15 protein-coding genes are annotated in these 14,897 nt (G+C 70.2%); 5 read left to right on the top strand and 10 right to left on the bottom strand.

The features are described 5' to 3' along the window. The first annotated feature begins 96 nt into the window (after positions 1–96). Positions 97–1,080 carry a helix-turn-helix domain-containing protein gene (locus tag IEY98_RS01445; RefSeq protein ID WP_229786447.1) on the top strand — a complete coding sequence of 328 codons (984 nt, stop codon included), beginning with the start codon at positions 97–99 and terminating at the stop codon, positions 1,078–1,080. Between the two features lie 87 nt (positions 1,081–1,167). Beyond that, positions 1,168–1,908, top strand: a complete 741-nt coding sequence (locus tag IEY98_RS01450) for a hypothetical protein (protein ID WP_229786449.1) — start codon at positions 1,168–1,170, stop codon at positions 1,906–1,908. Here IEY98_RS01450 and IEY98_RS01455 read toward each other — a convergent pair. Together IEY98_RS01455 and IEY98_RS01460 are read right to left on the bottom strand one after the other, a co-directional pair. Next, entirely contained in the window at positions 1,898–3,085 is a 1,188-nt protein-coding gene (locus IEY98_RS01455) for an McrC family protein (RefSeq protein ID WP_189208462.1), read from the bottom strand. The two genes, IEY98_RS01450 and IEY98_RS01455, sit on opposite strands and share 11 nt — an antisense overlap. Then, the gene (locus IEY98_RS01460; protein ID WP_189208463.1) at positions 3,063–5,498 is read right to left on the bottom strand and encodes an AAA family ATPase; all 2,436 of its coding nucleotides are present in this window, start codon (positions 5,496–5,498) and stop codon (positions 3,063–3,065) included. The genes IEY98_RS01455 and IEY98_RS01460 overlap by 23 nt, the downstream gene beginning before the upstream one ends. Positions 5,499–5,544: 46 nt before the next feature. Between IEY98_RS01460 and IEY98_RS01465 the strand changes: the two genes are divergently transcribed. Then, complete coding sequence (locus IEY98_RS01465; protein WP_189208464.1) at positions 5,545–6,417, top strand: class I SAM-dependent methyltransferase; 873 nt, start codon at positions 5,545–5,547, stop codon at positions 6,415–6,417. Here IEY98_RS01465 and IEY98_RS01470 read toward each other — a convergent pair. After that, positions 6,395–7,576 carry a PQQ-dependent sugar dehydrogenase gene (locus IEY98_RS01470; RefSeq protein WP_189208465.1) on the bottom strand — a complete coding sequence of 394 codons (1,182 nt, stop codon included), beginning with the start codon at positions 7,574–7,576 and terminating at the stop codon, positions 6,395–6,397. The two genes, IEY98_RS01465 and IEY98_RS01470, sit on opposite strands and share 23 nt — an antisense overlap. A 76-nt stretch (positions 7,577–7,652) precedes the next feature. On the opposite strand from IEY98_RS01470, the gene IEY98_RS01475 reads away from it, so the two are divergent. After that, positions 7,653–8,414 carry an enoyl-CoA hydratase/isomerase family protein gene (locus IEY98_RS01475; RefSeq protein WP_229786450.1) on the top strand — a complete coding sequence of 254 codons (762 nt, stop codon included), beginning with the start codon at positions 7,653–7,655 and terminating at the stop codon, positions 8,412–8,414. On the opposite strand, the gene IEY98_RS01480 is transcribed toward IEY98_RS01475, so the two are convergent. The 4 genes from IEY98_RS01480 to IEY98_RS01495 all read right to left on the bottom strand — a co-directional run bounded on the left by IEY98_RS01480 (position 8,411) and on the right by IEY98_RS01495 (position 10,349). Beyond that, positions 8,411–8,710 (bottom strand): hypothetical protein, encoded by a 300-nt coding sequence (locus IEY98_RS01480; protein WP_189208466.1) that lies wholly within the window; start codon positions 8,708–8,710, stop codon positions 8,411–8,413. The two genes, IEY98_RS01475 and IEY98_RS01480, sit on opposite strands and share 4 nt — an antisense overlap. 2 nt (positions 8,711–8,712) lie before the next feature. Continuing rightward, on the bottom strand, positions 8,713–9,279 hold the full coding sequence (locus IEY98_RS01485) for a DUF6232 family protein (protein ID WP_189208467.1): 567 nt from the start codon (positions 9,277–9,279) through the stop codon (positions 8,713–8,715). Between the two features lie 73 nt (positions 9,280–9,352). Further along, positions 9,353–9,511: a DUF397 domain-containing protein gene (locus IEY98_RS01490; protein WP_189208468.1), complete on the bottom strand. Its 159-nt coding sequence runs from the start codon at positions 9,509–9,511 to the stop codon at positions 9,353–9,355. Continuing rightward, complete coding sequence (locus IEY98_RS01495; RefSeq protein WP_189208469.1) at positions 9,504–10,349, bottom strand: helix-turn-helix domain-containing protein; 846 nt, start codon at positions 10,347–10,349, stop codon at positions 9,504–9,506. Before IEY98_RS01495 ends, IEY98_RS01490 begins: the two co-directional genes overlap by 8 nt. Positions 10,350–10,437: 88 nt before the next feature. On the opposite strand from IEY98_RS01495, the gene IEY98_RS01500 reads away from it, so the two are divergent. Continuing rightward, the gene (locus tag IEY98_RS01500; RefSeq protein WP_189208470.1) at positions 10,438–10,659 is read left to right on the top strand and encodes a hypothetical protein; all 222 of its coding nucleotides are present in this window, start codon (positions 10,438–10,440) and stop codon (positions 10,657–10,659) included. On the opposite strand, the gene IEY98_RS01505 is transcribed toward IEY98_RS01500, so the two are convergent. From IEY98_RS01505 to IEY98_RS01515, 3 genes are all read right to left on the bottom strand, one after another. Further along, the gene (locus tag IEY98_RS01505) at positions 10,636–11,616 is read right to left on the bottom strand and encodes a ribose-phosphate diphosphokinase (protein ID WP_189208471.1); all 981 of its coding nucleotides are present in this window, start codon (positions 11,614–11,616) and stop codon (positions 10,636–10,638) included. The genes IEY98_RS01500 and IEY98_RS01505 overlap by 24 nt on opposite strands. Further along, entirely contained in the window at positions 11,613–13,067 is a 1,455-nt protein-coding gene (gene glmU / locus IEY98_RS01510) for a bifunctional UDP-N-acetylglucosamine diphosphorylase/glucosamine-1-phosphate N-acetyltransferase GlmU (RefSeq protein WP_189208472.1), read from the bottom strand. Before glmU ends, IEY98_RS01505 begins: the two co-directional genes overlap by 4 nt. A gap of 78 nt (positions 13,068–13,145) precedes the next feature. Continuing rightward, positions 13,146–14,897, bottom strand: a complete 1,752-nt coding sequence (locus IEY98_RS01515; RefSeq protein WP_189208473.1) for a GGDEF domain-containing protein — start codon at positions 14,895–14,897, stop codon at positions 13,146–13,148.

Genomic DNA, 14,897 nt, shown 5'->3' on the forward strand with positions numbered 1-14,897 from the left:
CGAAACAGGGCTCCGCGCGAAACGGCCCTCATCCGCCGGGCTATGTCCACCCTAGAGTCGAACCTCCCCGCTCACTGGGCGACCCGCCTGATCGACATGCCTGCTGGTGAACGCCGAGCCGACGCCGTCATCGAGGTGCTTCCCGGCAGCGGGCGGCCTGCGGTCTTCGCCGTCGAGGCCAAATCGAACCCGCGCTCATCGATGAGCGTGGTGAACCAGGCGTTGGCGTTCAGCAAGCGGGGGACGCTTCCCGTATTGATCATCACCGAGTACGCCAACCCGGCATTGCGGGCGGCGTGCGAGGCGAACGCGATCGGCTATCTGGACCCGACCGGTTGGGCATACCTCACCCACGACGACCCGCCGATCCTGATCCGGCTGGAAGGAGCGCGAAAGCCTCCCCACGCCCGGGAGGACGAGAAGACGACCAGGCTGAACGGGCCCGCGGCGGGTCGCGCCATCCGCTGTCTCCTCGAAACCGTGCCGCCCGTCGGCGTCCGCGACCTCGCGGCCCGATCGTCGAGCAGTCCGGCGGCCGTGTCCAAGCTGATGCCCGCGCTGGTGGAGTCAGGCGCGATCGAACGGGACAGCGCGGGCGCCGTCACCCACATCCGCAGACGGACCCTGCTCGACCGCTGGTGCGCCGACTACGCCTTCACGCGGTCGAACGGGCCGGTTCTGGCCTACCTGGCTCCCCGGGGCTTACCCCGCCTGCTGTCGCAACTGCGGAACCGGGGCGACGCCGTGTCCACCGGCTCCGCCGCCGCGCGGGCCTACCTCCCGCCCGGGACGGAATCGGTCGTCCCGCTGACCGTGCACGCGATGTACGCGATGGACCCACGGGCGACCGCCGCCCGGCTCGGGCTCGTGCCGACAGACCGCCCAGCTGCGAACGTCCTCATCGCGACCTCGCAGGACCAACACCTGGACAGGTACGTCCGCCGAAGCGAGGACGGCCTCACGGTGGCCCCGCTCGGCCAGGTCCTCGCCGACCTCCTCACCCTGCCGGGCCGATTAGCACAGGAGGCCGACCACCTGATGCACACGTTGGCGCGAACCGACCCCACCTGGAGCGAATAAGTGTCCCGTCCCGCCGAATACGTGGCCGCGAGGTCGACCCTGCTGGACGCCGTCGGCGCCCTCGGGCCACACCTGCCCAACCTCATCATGGTCGGCGCGCAGGCGATCTACCTCCACACCGGAGAGGGCGACCTCGTCCAGCCGCCGATGACCACCGATGCCGACCTCGCGGTCGACGCGACCGACCTGCACGAGATCCCGGAGATCTCCGCCGCCCTCGCCGACGCGGGCTTCACCGCTGGCCCGAACCCGGGCCACTGGCTGTCCGCCAACGGCGTCGCGGTCGACCTCATGGTCGTCCCGCACCAGTCCGGGCGCACGGGTTCCGGAGCGCGAGGCGCACGCCTGAGCGGCCACCACAGGAACACCGCACGTATCACCGCCGGCCTGGAGCCCGCGCTGGTCGACCACGCCACGCACCGGATCCCCGCCCTCGACGGCGCGGACGACCGGGCCGTCGACCTCCAGGTCGCCGGTCCCGCCGCGTTGCTCATCGCGAAGGCCGTCAAGGTCGAGGAACGCCTCGCGGACGCCGAACGCGGTCTTGCCGCCCGTCTGCGGGAGAAGGACGCGCTCGACATGTTCCGGCTGCTCCAGGCTGTCGAGCCCGAGGATCTGGTCCGTGGCCTCCGACTGCACCTCGCGGATGACCACGCCAGGCCGGTGTGCGAGCGCGGCCTCGCCACCATCCGCCAGCACGGGCTGGAACCAAAAGCTGCCCTGCCCTCTCTGGCTGGGCAAGCGGCGAGCGGAGACCGTACGGTCGCGCCGAGCTTCGCCGCACTGGCTCACGACCTGTTCGCGGCGATGGATTCGGTCAAGGCTTAGCCGGGAATCCCGGCTTGGCGCTATCCCGCGCCGCACAAGCCTCGATGTGCTCGCCGATCCTGGCGATCTGGTCAAGAACACCCGTCGGTGGTTGGGCCAGGTCGAGCCGATGCAGGTGCAGTCGCGCGTTCACACCGGGGATCAGGTGCGTCGTGGGCTGAGGTGGTCCGTCGGCGTAGATGAGGGTGGCCTCCGTGAGCCCGGTGGCGACCGTGTAGGCGAGGAGCTGGTAGCGATCGCTCGACTTCGCGCTGCCCGGGTCCACCTTGTACTTCACCTCGCCGATGAACCGGCGGGCACCGTCACGGATCAAGGTCAGGTCGGGCTTCAGCACGAGCTGACCACGATCGTCCAGCGTGGTTCGCGGCGCCGCGTCGTCGCTGGGGAACTCGTCGTCGGTGAGGCGGAGGGACTCGCGCAATGCGACACGGACGAACGTCTCGAACACCTCCCCCATATCCAGGACGAGCGCGGGCGTGGTGTTCCCGCCGGACATGAGATCGATCGACTGGCCCGCGACCAGCAACCGGGCCATTTCCACCGCAGGACGGTAGTGCTGGTTGATCCGGGTCCAGCGGATCTCCACGTCTGTGCCCGTCGCTGGCGCCACAGCGGCGAACAGGGCCCTTAGCCTTTGGAGCCGATTCAGCACCGAGGGAACGTGGATCGGCGCGCGCCGAAGTACCTCCAGCCCGGCGAGCAGGAGGCGGTTCTCCGGGATCGACTCGTCGAACTCTTGGAAGCGCACGGCGACGGGAATCGCTGGACGAGCGCGTCTGACCTGCTCCGCCATGTCGATTCGACCGCGCACCGTGTGCAGGAGATCGGATACGTCTCGGTACCCCGCCAGGACCCCGGAGCGGGTAGCCCGCTCGCACAGCGTCGCGAAGAGGGCTCCCACCCCTGCGGTGAGTTCTGTCGACGCGGCCATCGACGCGTCATCGGGGAGCCGTCCGCAGGCCGCGTATGCGAGCAGGAACAGGACCCGGTCGATCGCGAGCTTCGGCCTCACCTGGACGGCCCGCCCGCCGACGATCGCCGCACCGACCTTGTTCCGCGGCCGGACCGTGAAAAGGCCTCCCGGCGCAGGCTCGACCTGGCAGTCGAACCGCTCGCGGAGAAAGGCAATCTGCTCGAAGTCGAGTTCCTCCGGACTACTCGGCGTCCACTCCCGCAATATCAGAGGCCGCACCGGATGGATCCACCTGCTTCCGCAACGTCGCCAGCTCGAAGTCGGACATCCGCCCAGGGGTGCCGTGGAAGTGATCCCGAAGTACCGGCAGCACCGCGTGGTCCCAGGCCCGACGCACCCACTTCTCGTCGAGCCCGTCCCGCATGAAGTGGCTCGGCCCGATCGCCACGTCCGGGTCGTTGAGCAGTTCGTTGGCCTTGGCGACCACCTTGGCCACCCAGGTCATGTGCGGGTGCCTGCTGGCCAGGTATTGGTCCAGCACCCCCGACACAGGCTCCACGTCCGGGCGGAAGTCGATGAAGTAGAAGCGCCGCCGCAGCGCGCTGTCGAGCAGGGCCACAGACCGGTCGGCTGTGTTCATCGTGGCGATGAGATAGAGGTTCTCGGGCAGCCGGAACTCGCTGTGGCCGTAAAGGAGCCGGGCGGGTTCGGACCGGTACTCCAGGAGGTAGTAGAGCTCGCCGAACACGCGAGGCACGTTCGCGCGGTTCAACTCGTCGACGATGAGGACGTACTTCTCGGTGGGGTTCGCGCGCGCCTGCTCAGCCCACTCCAGCAGCGGGCCGTCGACTCGACGGAATCCACCGCCCGGCTCCGGCCGGTACCCCTCCACGAAGTCCTCGTACGAGTAGGAGGCGTGGAACTGCACCATCCGCACCCGGTCCGACGAGCCCGCGATGTGGCGGGCCAGTTGCTTGGCTACGTAGGTCTTGCCTGTGCCCGGTGGGCCCTGGAACGCCACCTGCCCGCGATCGATCAGCAACTCCTCGATCTCATCGAGGAACGACTCCGGCAGGTGCAGCTGTTTCGCCAGGTCGGCCGACGACCGTTCATCGGTCTCCTGTCCCTCACCGTGCACAATCTGCGCACCATCGGGATCGACTGGCCGGTTCGGCTTGTCCCCTCGCCACGCTTGGAACCCTTCCCGCTCCTGTGGTGACCACGACTCCGGGGGCGGGTAGTTCAGCAAGGCCCACACCACTCCCTGCGCGTCGAGCCTGTCGTCCAACGGCTTGCCCACTCGACCCATGAGATCGCGGACCTGGTCGAGGAACACCAGGTAGACCGCGTACCGCTCGCCGTCGGTTGCCGTCGGCTCAGGCTTGGCGAACCCGGAGCGCCGGAACGCCGCGTCCGCCAGGGTCGCCCGCCACGGCGGGAACGCGACGGGGTCGACGGCGGCCAGCAGGAACGCCGCGATACTGACGAACGCCCCGCTGTGAGGGGCAGCCGTCACCGGCAGCCGAGCGCGGAAACGGTCGATGGAGGTCGGCCCGGAATCCCGCCACAACGCCGCGATGACGTCTTCGGCATCGGGTTCCTTCGCCAACCAGGCCGTGAACGCGTCCCGCTCCCGCCACCCCACCACGTTGGTGCTGCGCAACACCTTCGTCAGCGCCGCCCTCCAGTCGTCTGAACCGAAGCTGTCCTTGACCCGCGCGAGTTCCGCGGCCGTGGCCAGCTTGTATTCACGTTCGTTCGCACGGAGGTCGACGCTGTCAAGCATCCTTTCGGCCCACTGCGCGAAGGTCGTCCACCGCGAGCCCGGTGACTGCCACTGCCAGACGTAGGGCGAGCGGTAGAAGTGGACGAAACCCGTGTCCCCCCACCAGATGTTGGGCTCCAGCGACTCGGTGATCCGCGCCAACTGCTCGGATTCAGAGCCCGCGGACCTCCCCCACCGGTCGAGGATCACGGATCTGTGCTCGCGGCTCACGACAGGAGAGCGCTCGTCCGGGAACAGCAGGTGTTCAAGCGCATAACACTGGATCCACGCGCCCTCGTGATCGACTTCGGCGATGATTCCCGCCAAGTCCTGCGCGCGTCGTGTCCGGGGCTGCTGCTTGACCGACGTGAACACCCGCGCGAGGTAGCGCAGGTGCCGCCAGCGGAACGTGTTGAAGCCCTGTCCGGGGTTGATCAGGCCGGACTTCAGCGCCGCCCCGAACTCCTCGGGAATCGATAGGCCGGGATCGTTCAGACGCAGCACGGTTTCCACGATCTTGCGCTTCTGCTGCTCTCCCACAGTGGCGCTGCGTGCCACCAGGAGATGCACATACAACAGTTCGGCCACCAGATCCCGGGCCTGCGCGGAGGCGCCGGAGAGCTGTGAGCGCAACCTGCCGAGGAAGTTGTTCTCGTTGTCGTCGACACCGCTGCTCAGCGCGTCGACCACCTCGACGCCGACTGCGGCTGTCCGACCATCCGTGCCGCTGAACAGGGCTTGATCGCCGATCAGGCAGTGATCTCGCCAGATCCCCGCCACTCGGTAGACCTCCTGAGCCGAGGGCAGCGGGATCCGGGTCTTCGACATCGGCCCATCCCAGCCGATCTTGAGGCACCAGGCAACCGGGCTGGCCGAGTCGATACCGGTGAGCCGGTTGCGACCATCGGGCACCTAATTCGAGTGACTGCCCCCGACGATCGTCACTAGCCTCGGCGTGGTGATCTACGAGCACCCGCTGGCCTACCTTCTCGGCCTTGAGGGGACCGCCTTGATGCGGGCCTTCATCGGTGAGCACGACCGGGACTTCGTCGAGGCGCGGATCGCCGAGGTGCGCAGGTTGCTGGACGACAGATCGCTCGCCGAGGCGGGTGTTGAGGTCGAGCGGATCAGCACGGTCGACGGGTATCGGCTCTGGTCGGCCACCTATGACCAGCCAGGCAACGGCGCCTTCGATCTCGATGAGCCGGTCGTCAAGGAGATCCTGGACGGGCTGCCCGCCGGCGACGCGTTGGACGCCGCGTGCGGGACCGGGCGGTATGCGCGGCTGTTGGTCGAGCGGGGGCACCGGGTCGTCGGCGTCGACAGTTCGCCGGAGATGCTGGACAAGGCGCGCGAGCGGGTGCCGGGCGCGGAGTTCCTGGTCGGGGACCTGCGGGAGCTGCCGGTCGGGGACGCGAGCAGGGATCTCGTCGTCAGCGGGCTCGCGCTCGCGCACGCGCCGGACCTGGGGCCGGTGTTCGCCGAGTTCGCCAGGGTCCTGCGGCCGGGCGGGAACGTGGTGATCGCCGACATGCACCCCGACGCGATCGCGCGCGGATCGATTCCCTCCCTGCGCGGCCCGGACGGCCAGCCCGCGCGGTTGGCCACCTACCGCCACTCCGTGGGGGCCTACCTGCGGGCGGCGCTGGCGGTCGGGTTGCGGCCGTTGCGGTGCGAGGAGGTGGTCGTGCCCGCGAGCGAGCGCGCGAAGGCGAGCGAGCTGGGGCCGTGGGAGGTGTGGCCGTGGTGCCTGGCCGACCTCGTGCCCGAGGCCGCCCGAGCCGCCAACGCCGGGGCAGGCGCGCTGCTCATCTGGCACTTCCGGGCGTGATCCGCAGCAGCTTGTCGTTCTCCCCGTTGGACGTCGTCACGTAGAGCGCGCCGTCGGGGCCGGTGCGAGCGGCGCGGAGGCGGCCGAAGGTGTCGTGGAACTCGTCGGGGATGGCCACCGAGGTCACCGCGCCGTCGCCGTCGAGGGTGAAGATCATCAGCTTGGCGCCGCGCAGGGCGGTGGCGACCAGGGCGCCGTCGAGGTCGCCCCACTGGTCGCCGTCGAGGAAGGCGACCGCGCAGATGGCCTCGGTGGTCTCGCCGGACTCCCACTTCGCCGGGACCGCGTCGGGGAAGCGCTCCAGGTCGGTCATCGGGACGTCCTCGTCGTAGCCGGGGACGGTGCCGCCCTGCGACGGGTCCCAGCCGTAGTTCGCGCCCGCCACCAGCAGGTTGATCTCGTCGTTCTTGTCCGGCCCGTGCTCGGCGGTGAACACCTGCCCGCTGCCCGGCCGCACGGCGACGCCCTGGACGTTGCGGTGGCCGTAGGTGTAGACCCGCGACCCGGCGATCGGGTTGTCCGGCAGCGGCTCACCGGTCCTGAGGTCGACGCGCAGGACCTTGCCGCCGAGGCTGTTCAGGTCCTGCGGGACCTCGCCGCGCGCGGTGTCGCCGGTGCCGACGAGCAGCGCGCCGTCGGCGGCGATCGTCGGACGGCAGCCGGAGTGGCGGCCCGACGCGGCGATCGGCAGGCCGGTGACCAGCTCGCGCACGCGGGTCGCGGTGGTCTCGTCCTCGGTGAGCCGCCACGTGACCAGCCGGATGTCGTGCGGCTCGCCGTTCTCGGTGTGCGTCTGGCAGGTGGTGAACTCGCGCGTCTCGGCGAAGTCCGGGTGCACGACCATGCCCATGAGACCGCCCTCGCCGCGCACCATGACGGAGGTGGTGTCGGCCTTGAGCCGGGTCACGGTCGCGCCCGCCTGCGCGGACGACAGCAGCGCGATCTCGCCCGTCCGCTGGGTCACCAGCACCTTGCCGTCCGGCAGGAAGCCGATGTCCCAGCCGTGGGTGAGCCCGCCCGCGACCTCCTCGACCACCAGCCGGGGCGCGGGCGCCTGCGTCGGGGCGACCGCGGTCGCCCCCGAGGGCACCCTGCCGGTCTCGGCCGCCGACGTGCAGGCCGTCGCGACCAGGGCGGACACCGCAATCAAGGCGCGCATGCGGCCAGTATGGCCAGCGGGCTGTGTGGCCGCCGTCTCGCGCCGCCGGATGTGAATCGCGGTTACGGTGACCCGCGTGCACCTCGTCCTCACCACCGACGGCCCCGTGGCGACGCTGACCATCGACCGCCCCGCCAAGCGCAACGCGATGAACTACGAGATGTGGTCGGCGATCCCGTCGTTCGCCGCCGAGGTGGCCGCGGACCCCGCGGTGCGCGCGCTGGTCATCCGCGGCGGCGAGAACTTCTCCGCTGGCGCGGACATCGGCGAGTTCCAGGACCTGCGCCGCGACGCCGAGGGCGCGCGCCGCTACCAGGTCGCCATCCACGCGGCGACGACGGCGCTGGCCGAGCTGCCGAAGCCGACCATCGCCGCGATCACCGGCTTCTGCATCGGCGGCGGCTGCGAACTGGCCCTGGCGTGCGACCTGCGGCTGTCCGCCGACGACGCGCGGTTCGGGATCACCCCGTCGAAGCTGGGGATCGTGTTCAGCCTGCCGTCGACGAAGCAGTTGGTCGACGTGGTGGGCCCGTCCTGGGCCAAGCAGATCCTCTACACCGGCGAGATCATCGACGCCCCCACCGCGCTGCGCATCGGCCTGGTCAACGAGCTGCACCCGGCGGATGCCCTCGCCAAGCGCGCCCGCGACCTCGCCGAGCTGATGGCGTCGCGTTCGCAGGTGACCATCCGCGGCGCGAAGGCGATCGTCGGCCGGATCATCGACGGCCAGACGACGGAGGACGAGGCCGTGCACGCGCTGTACGAGGGCTCGGTCACCAGCGCGGACTACGCCGAGGGCGTGGCGGCGTTCCTGGAGAAGCGGCAGCCGAGGTTCTAACCGTCCCGAAGCCTGCCCAGCGCCTCCGTCGCCGAGCGGATGGCGTCGATGACGGGGGTGTCCCCGAGCATCGCGGCGACCCCGGCGATCGTGCGCAGCGCCTGGCGGGCGGGTTCGTCGGCGAGGTCGTGCTCGCGCAGCACAGCGAGGGAGCTGTCGACGGACTCGCGGTCGGGGGCCGGGACTCGCTCGCGGAAGGCCGCGATCACCGCGTGCAGGTCCGGCACGCCGTGGTACTTGGTGACCGAGTTGTGGTTGCCGATCTGGGTGATGTTGTCGCCGTGGTGGAAAGTCATGGTCACCTCTTGTGCACGGAGCTGTGGTCGCCGATCTGGGTGATGTTGTCGCCGTAGTGAACGTGCTCGATGACGTAGCGGAACTCGGTTTCCGGGTTGTTGATCGCGTACGTGATGCACTCGACCAGGTGGGCGGCATGGGCGGGGTCGGTGGTGGTGACGAGCGCGTACGGCGGCCCGGCCGTCTCCACGGACAAGGCGAATCGCGGCGGCCGACCGAGTTCGGCGAGCAACAGGATCAGGCTCACGAACGCGGTCAGACCGGCGACGACCCAGGCGGCCGTCATGAAGCCCTCTAGCATGAGGAAACCGACGGGCCCGGTGGTGACCGCCAGCACGATCGCGGTGCCGATCACGATGAGCGCCGCGATGCCGCAGCGCTTGAAGAATCGCAGGAACGCCCGCCAGACGTTGGTCCTGACGGGGAAGAAGGCCGCCCGAGCGATGTTGTGCAGGGGGTATGCCTCGTTGTCGATCCAGAGGAACCGCTCGCGGACGGCGACCTCGACCAATCTGCGTTGGGGCCACCCCTGGTCAGCAGGCTGGGTGTAGGGAACGGCGGCTGTCATGGGGTCCTCGCCACCTCACACTGGTGTGTCATGTGATGGTGACTCCGAACAGGCCGCCGAGGTTGCCCCTACGTCAGGATTGGAAACGCTTGACAGCGGCGATGAGGGCGGGGATGTCGGCGGTGAGGGTGGGGCCGGGGTTCTTGGAGTCCCGGATGGCGCCGGCGGACAGCTCGACACAGCTGGCCCCGTTCTCGCTCCGGCTGGACTTGCGCCAACGCACCTCAGCCATCGGTGGTCTCCATTCTCTTGAGCAGGCGGGAGATGAACCGCACCGAGTCGAGGGGGCTCATGGCGACTTCCTGCATCTTGATTGCCGCTCGCTGGTAGGCGAGCACGTCGTCGCGTTGGTGCAGCCAGAGCATCGTCCGTCGGGTCTCGACGAACACCGACATGGTGGACCCCTCGGATTCCAGCAGGTTGAACGCACCCTCAACACCCGGGTGCCAGCCCGCAGAAAGGGGCACCACCCGCACTTCAACGTTGGCGAGTTGGGCGACCGCGAGTAGGTGGCGCAGTTGCTCAGCGAGCACAGCGGGTCCGCCGACATTCAGGAAGAGAGCGGGTTCGCCGACGAGGGCGGTGAGATTGGCCGGACAGGGGCGGGTGATCACCTTCCGGCGGCCGAGCCGAACGGCGACTCGACGGGCAATCTCGTCCTCGGCCACTCCGGCTGTGGACATGATCGCCCGGATGTAGTCCGGCGTCTGGAGCAGGCCGGGAATCAGCATTGGTTCGGCGGCGTGGATGGCGGTGGCCTTGCGCTCGCAGTCGATGTAGGCGGCCAACTGTTGGCGTTGTTCGGGCAGTGTGGTGGCGACCCACTGCGGCTCCGAGATTCCGTGCACCAGCGTCATCACCTCGTCGTACCGCTGGCCGGTTACGCCCAGCAGTGCGAGGATTCGAGCAGCCTGTTCCGGCTTGGGGGAACGCTCCCCGTTCTCCCAGCGCGACAACATCGCCGGATCGCGGCTGATGTGCAGGGCGAAGTCGCGCAGCTTCAGTCCCTTGTCCTGCCGCGCTTGGCGCAGCGCGCTGCCGAGCGCGACCGCCTTGGGGGTCTTGGCCATGGCCCACCTGTTGTCTCTAGATCATCTGGATGGCCTGCGGGGACGGGATGCCAGAACCTCACACTACCAACGCAGAGTGAGGGAATCGATGCGCGACGCAGTGAACATGACGGTCTGGGCGGCGGTCGCCGAGGACTGCGCCATCAGCTACCACATCAACGGCGAACTCGACGTCGCCCTGCTCATCGGCGATCTCACCGACGGCATCGAGCTGATCATGCCCGCGACGGCGATCGCCCGCCTGGCCGAGGTGGCCGGGCGGGCGATCGCGGAACTGCCGCCGGACTCAGGCGTCGCCGTCGAACAGTGACGTCACCGAGCCGTCCTCGAAGACCTGCTGGATGGCCCTGGCCAGCAGCGGCGCGATCGACAGCACCGTCATCCCGGGGAAGCGCTTCTCCTCCGGGATCGGCAGCGTGTTCGTGAAGATGACCTCCCGCGCTCCGCACTCCGACAGGCGCTCGCGGGCCGGGCCCGACAGGATGCCGTGGGTCGCGGCCATCACCACGTCGGCCGCGCCCTCGTCGAGCAACTGCGTGACCGCCTTGGCGATGGTGCCGCCGGTGTCGACCATGTCGTCGATCACCACGCACAGCCTGCCCTTGACCTCGCCCACCACGCGGTTCGCCACCACCTCGTTGGGGCGCAGCGGGTCGCGGGTCTTGTGGATGAACGCGATGGGCGTGCCGCCCAGCTCGTTCGCCCACTTCTCCGCCAGCTTGGTGCGGCCCGCGTCCGGCGAGACCACCGTGATGTTGTCGGCCGGGTAGTTCTCCCGCATGTACCTGGCCAGCAGCGTCTGGGCGAACAGGTGGTCCACCGGGCCGTCGAAGAAGCCCTGGATCTGCGCGGTGTGCAGATCCACCGTCATGATCCGGTCCGCGCCCGCTGTCTTGAACAGGTCGGCGATGAGCCGCGCGGAGATCGGCTCGCGGCCCTTGTGCTTCTTGTCCTGCCGGGCATAGGGATAGAACGGCATGATCACCGTGATGCGCTTCGCCGACGCGCGCTTCAGCGCGTCGACCATGAGCAGCTGCTCCATGACCCACTTGTTGATCGGGGCCGTGTGGCTCTGCATCACGAAGGCGTCGCAGCCCCGGACGGACTCCTCGAACCGGACGAACACCTCGCCGCTGGCGAAGTCGTAGGCCGACTGCGGGGTGATCGTCACATTGAGGTGCTTGGCCACCTCCTCCGCGAGCTCCGGGTGCGCGCGCCCGGAGAACAGCATCAGGCTCTTCTTGGGAGTCCCCGACTTCGCGTTCATGACTGTCCCTCGCTCTCGTCCTGCCGCCCGGCCTGCGCCCGCTCGGCCGCCTCGGCGGCGGCCGTCCCGGGCCTCATGCGCAGGACCCAGTTATCGATATTGCGCTGCGGGCCCCCGCTGACGGCCAGCGCGCCCGGCGGCACGTTCCGCCGCAGGACCGTGCCCGCACCGCTGTACGCGCCGTCGCCGATGGTGACCGGCGCGACGTACATGTTGTCCGACCCCATGCGCACGTGCGATCCGACGACGGTGCGGTGCTTCTTCACCCCGTCGTAGTTCACGAACACGCTCGCCGCGCCGATGTTGGAGTGCTCGCCGATCGTCGCGTCGCCCACATAGGACAGATGCGGGACCTTCGACCCCGTGCCGATCTCGGAGTTCTTCACCTCGACGAACGTGCCGATCTTGCCGTCCGCGCCCAGCTTCGTGCCCGGTCGCAGGAAGGCGAACGGGCCGACGCTCGCGTTAGGACCGATCTCCGACTTGGACCCGTGGCAGCGGCAGACCTCCGCGCCCGCGCCGACGACCACGTCCGTCAGCGTCGTGTCCGGGCCGATGAGCGCGCCCTCGCCGACGGTCGTCGCGCCGCGCAGCTGCACGTTGGGCTCGATCACCACGTCGCGGGCCAGCTCGACGTCCTGGTCGATCCACGTCGTGTTCGGGTCGATGACCGTCACGCCCGCGCGCATCCACCGCTCGACCGTGCGCCGGTTCAGCTCCGCGCCCAGCCGCGCGAGCTGCACGCGGTCGTTCACGCCCTCGACCAGCCACGGGTCGCCGCAGACGACCGCGCCGACCCGGCGGCCGTCGCCGCTGGCGATGCCGAGCACGTCGGTCAGGTACATCTCGCCCTGCGAGTTGTCCGTCGAGAGCCGGGAGAGGCCGTCGACGAGGACCTTCGCGTCGAAGGCGTAGACCCCGGAGTTGATCTCCGTGATCGCCTTCTGCTCGTCGGTGGCGTCCTTGTGCTCGACGATCGCGCGCACCGACCCATCCGATGAGCGGACGATGCGGCCGTAGCCGGTCGGGTCCTCGACGGACGCCGTGAGGACGGTGACGGCGTTGCCCTGCTCGGCGTGCGCGGCCAGCAGCGCCGCGAGCGTGTCGGTGTCGAGCAGGGGGACGTCGCCATAGGTCACCAGCACCGTGCCGGTCAGCCCCGAGGGCAGCACGGCCAGGCCGCAGGCGACCGCGTGGCCCGTGCCGTCCTGGGTCTCCTGCACGGCGGTGTCCACGCCGTCGAAAGCGGACAAATGCGCCGCGACCGCGTCGCGGCCGTGGCCGAGGACGACGACCAGGTGCGCGGGCGCCAGTCCGGCCGCGGCCCGGACGGCGTGCTCGACCAGCGGCCGTCCGCCGACCGGATGCAGCACCTTCGGGGTCGCCGAGCGCATCCTGGTGCCCTCCCCCGCGGCGAGCACCACAGCGGTCAGCGGGGCGGTTGCGGACATCGCACTCCCTAGCGTCGTGAGCGGGGCTACGGCGCGGGGTCAGCGGTTCTCCGGCGCGACTCCGGCCGGGACACGATCCTACGTGGTCTCCGGCAGCGCCCACGCCCGGTCGTCCGCCGGTTCACCCGCGGTGTCACCCGCGGCGTCCCCGACGACGCTCTCCGGCTCACCGGCCACGATGGCCACGATGTCGTTGCCGCCGCGCCGCTTCGCCTGGTACATCGCGGCATCCGCGCGCGCGAGGGCGCGCACCGCGGTCTCCTGCGGGCGCAGCGCCACCACCCCTATGGACAGCGTCACACCGTGTGACAGCTCCTGGGGCAGCTCGGCGACGGCGGTCAGCGCGCGGCGCAGCGCGGCCTCGGCCGCCGACAGCGGCGCGCCGGGCAGCAGCACGATGAACTCGTCGCCGCCGTAGCGGGCGACCATGTCGCTGCCGCGCAGCGCGTCGCGCATCGTGGCCGCGACCACGCGCAGGACGTCGTCGCCCTCGGCGTGGGACAGCCGGTCGTTGACGCCCTTGAACCCGTCGAGGTCGACCAGGGCGATGGCCAGCGGGTGGTTGCTCGGGCTGCCCGCCAGCGCCTCCAGCCGCTCGTCGAGCGCGCGGCGGTTGGGCAGCCCGGTCAGCGGGTCCTGCAGGGCCTGCCGGGCGATCGCGCCGTGCATGCGGGACAGCCGCTCGTGCTCGCGGCGGGTGTTCAGCGTCGCGATCCGGGACTCGCGCATCTCCCAGAGCTGGGCCTCCAGCTCGGAGGCGTAGTGCTCCAGCGCGCTGGTCGTGCGCTCGCCGCCGTCCGGGCCGGACAGGCGCGCGTACTCGCGGATCAGGCACAGCCGCAGGGTCGGCTCGGAGGCGTCGTGGTACATCGCCGAGCGGGCGTCGTCGAGGATGGCCAGGGCGCGCTCCTCGTGGCCCTCGTACTCCAGGCACCTGGCCAGCGCGATCGCCACGATGACCAGCTCGCGGGGGTAGCGCACGGAGTCCATCAGCTCGGTCAGCCGCTCGACGTGCACGCCCGAGGGGTGGGCCAGGGCCAGCGCCGAGCCGATGATCGGGTTCTGGTCGGCGGCGGGCCTGCTCGGGTCGCGCGGGAACAGCGACTCGCGGAACGGGGCCTCGACGGCGACGGCGATCGCGGCCGCGGTGGCGAACCGCTCGGCGGCGCGCTCGTCTTCGCCGATGCGCTCCAGCCGCAGGCCCCAGCCGATGAGCAGGCGGCAGCGGTTGATGAGGTGGACCGAGATCAGGTGCGGGCCCGCCGAGGCGCGGATGCACTTGTGCGCGCGGGTCATCACCTGGTCGGCGACCTCGTAGACGCCCAGCTGGGTGAGCACGCTGCCGATGTCCAGCAGCGTCGAGGCCATGATCATGTCCCAGGTGCGGCCGCCGAGCATGACGTCGGGGGTGATGTCCTCGTCCAGCATGGCCAGCGCGACCGCGGCCTCGGTGAGCGCGGCGTCCTCGGCCCCGGCGATGAGCAGCCTGCGCCCGCGCAGCGCGTGCGCGTCGGCCTGCAGCACGACCAGGCCGTGGCGGCGGGTGTGGGCGAGCATCTCGTCGAGCAGCGGCTCGGCTGAGTCGGCCAGCTCGGCGTTGACCACCCGGACCGCGACGGCCGAGCGCAGCAGCTGCGCGACCATGCGCGGCTCGCCCCGGTGCTGGGCCTCGGCGAGCAGGCGGTCGACCTCGGCGGTGTGCCTGCGGCGCTCGGCGGCCGGGGAGGTCTGGATGATCGCGAGCAGCTCCCGGGCACGGCCCACCAGCCAGGCGTCGGAGCGCTCCTCCAACGCGGGCAGGTCTGCGTCGTCCCGCTGCTCGGCGTCCAC

Origin of the sequence: Actinokineospora fastidiosa (genome assembly GCF_014648415.1) — a bacterium.
Taxonomy (GTDB): domain Bacteria; phylum Actinomycetota; class Actinomycetes; order Mycobacteriales; family Pseudonocardiaceae; genus Actinokineospora; species Actinokineospora fastidiosa.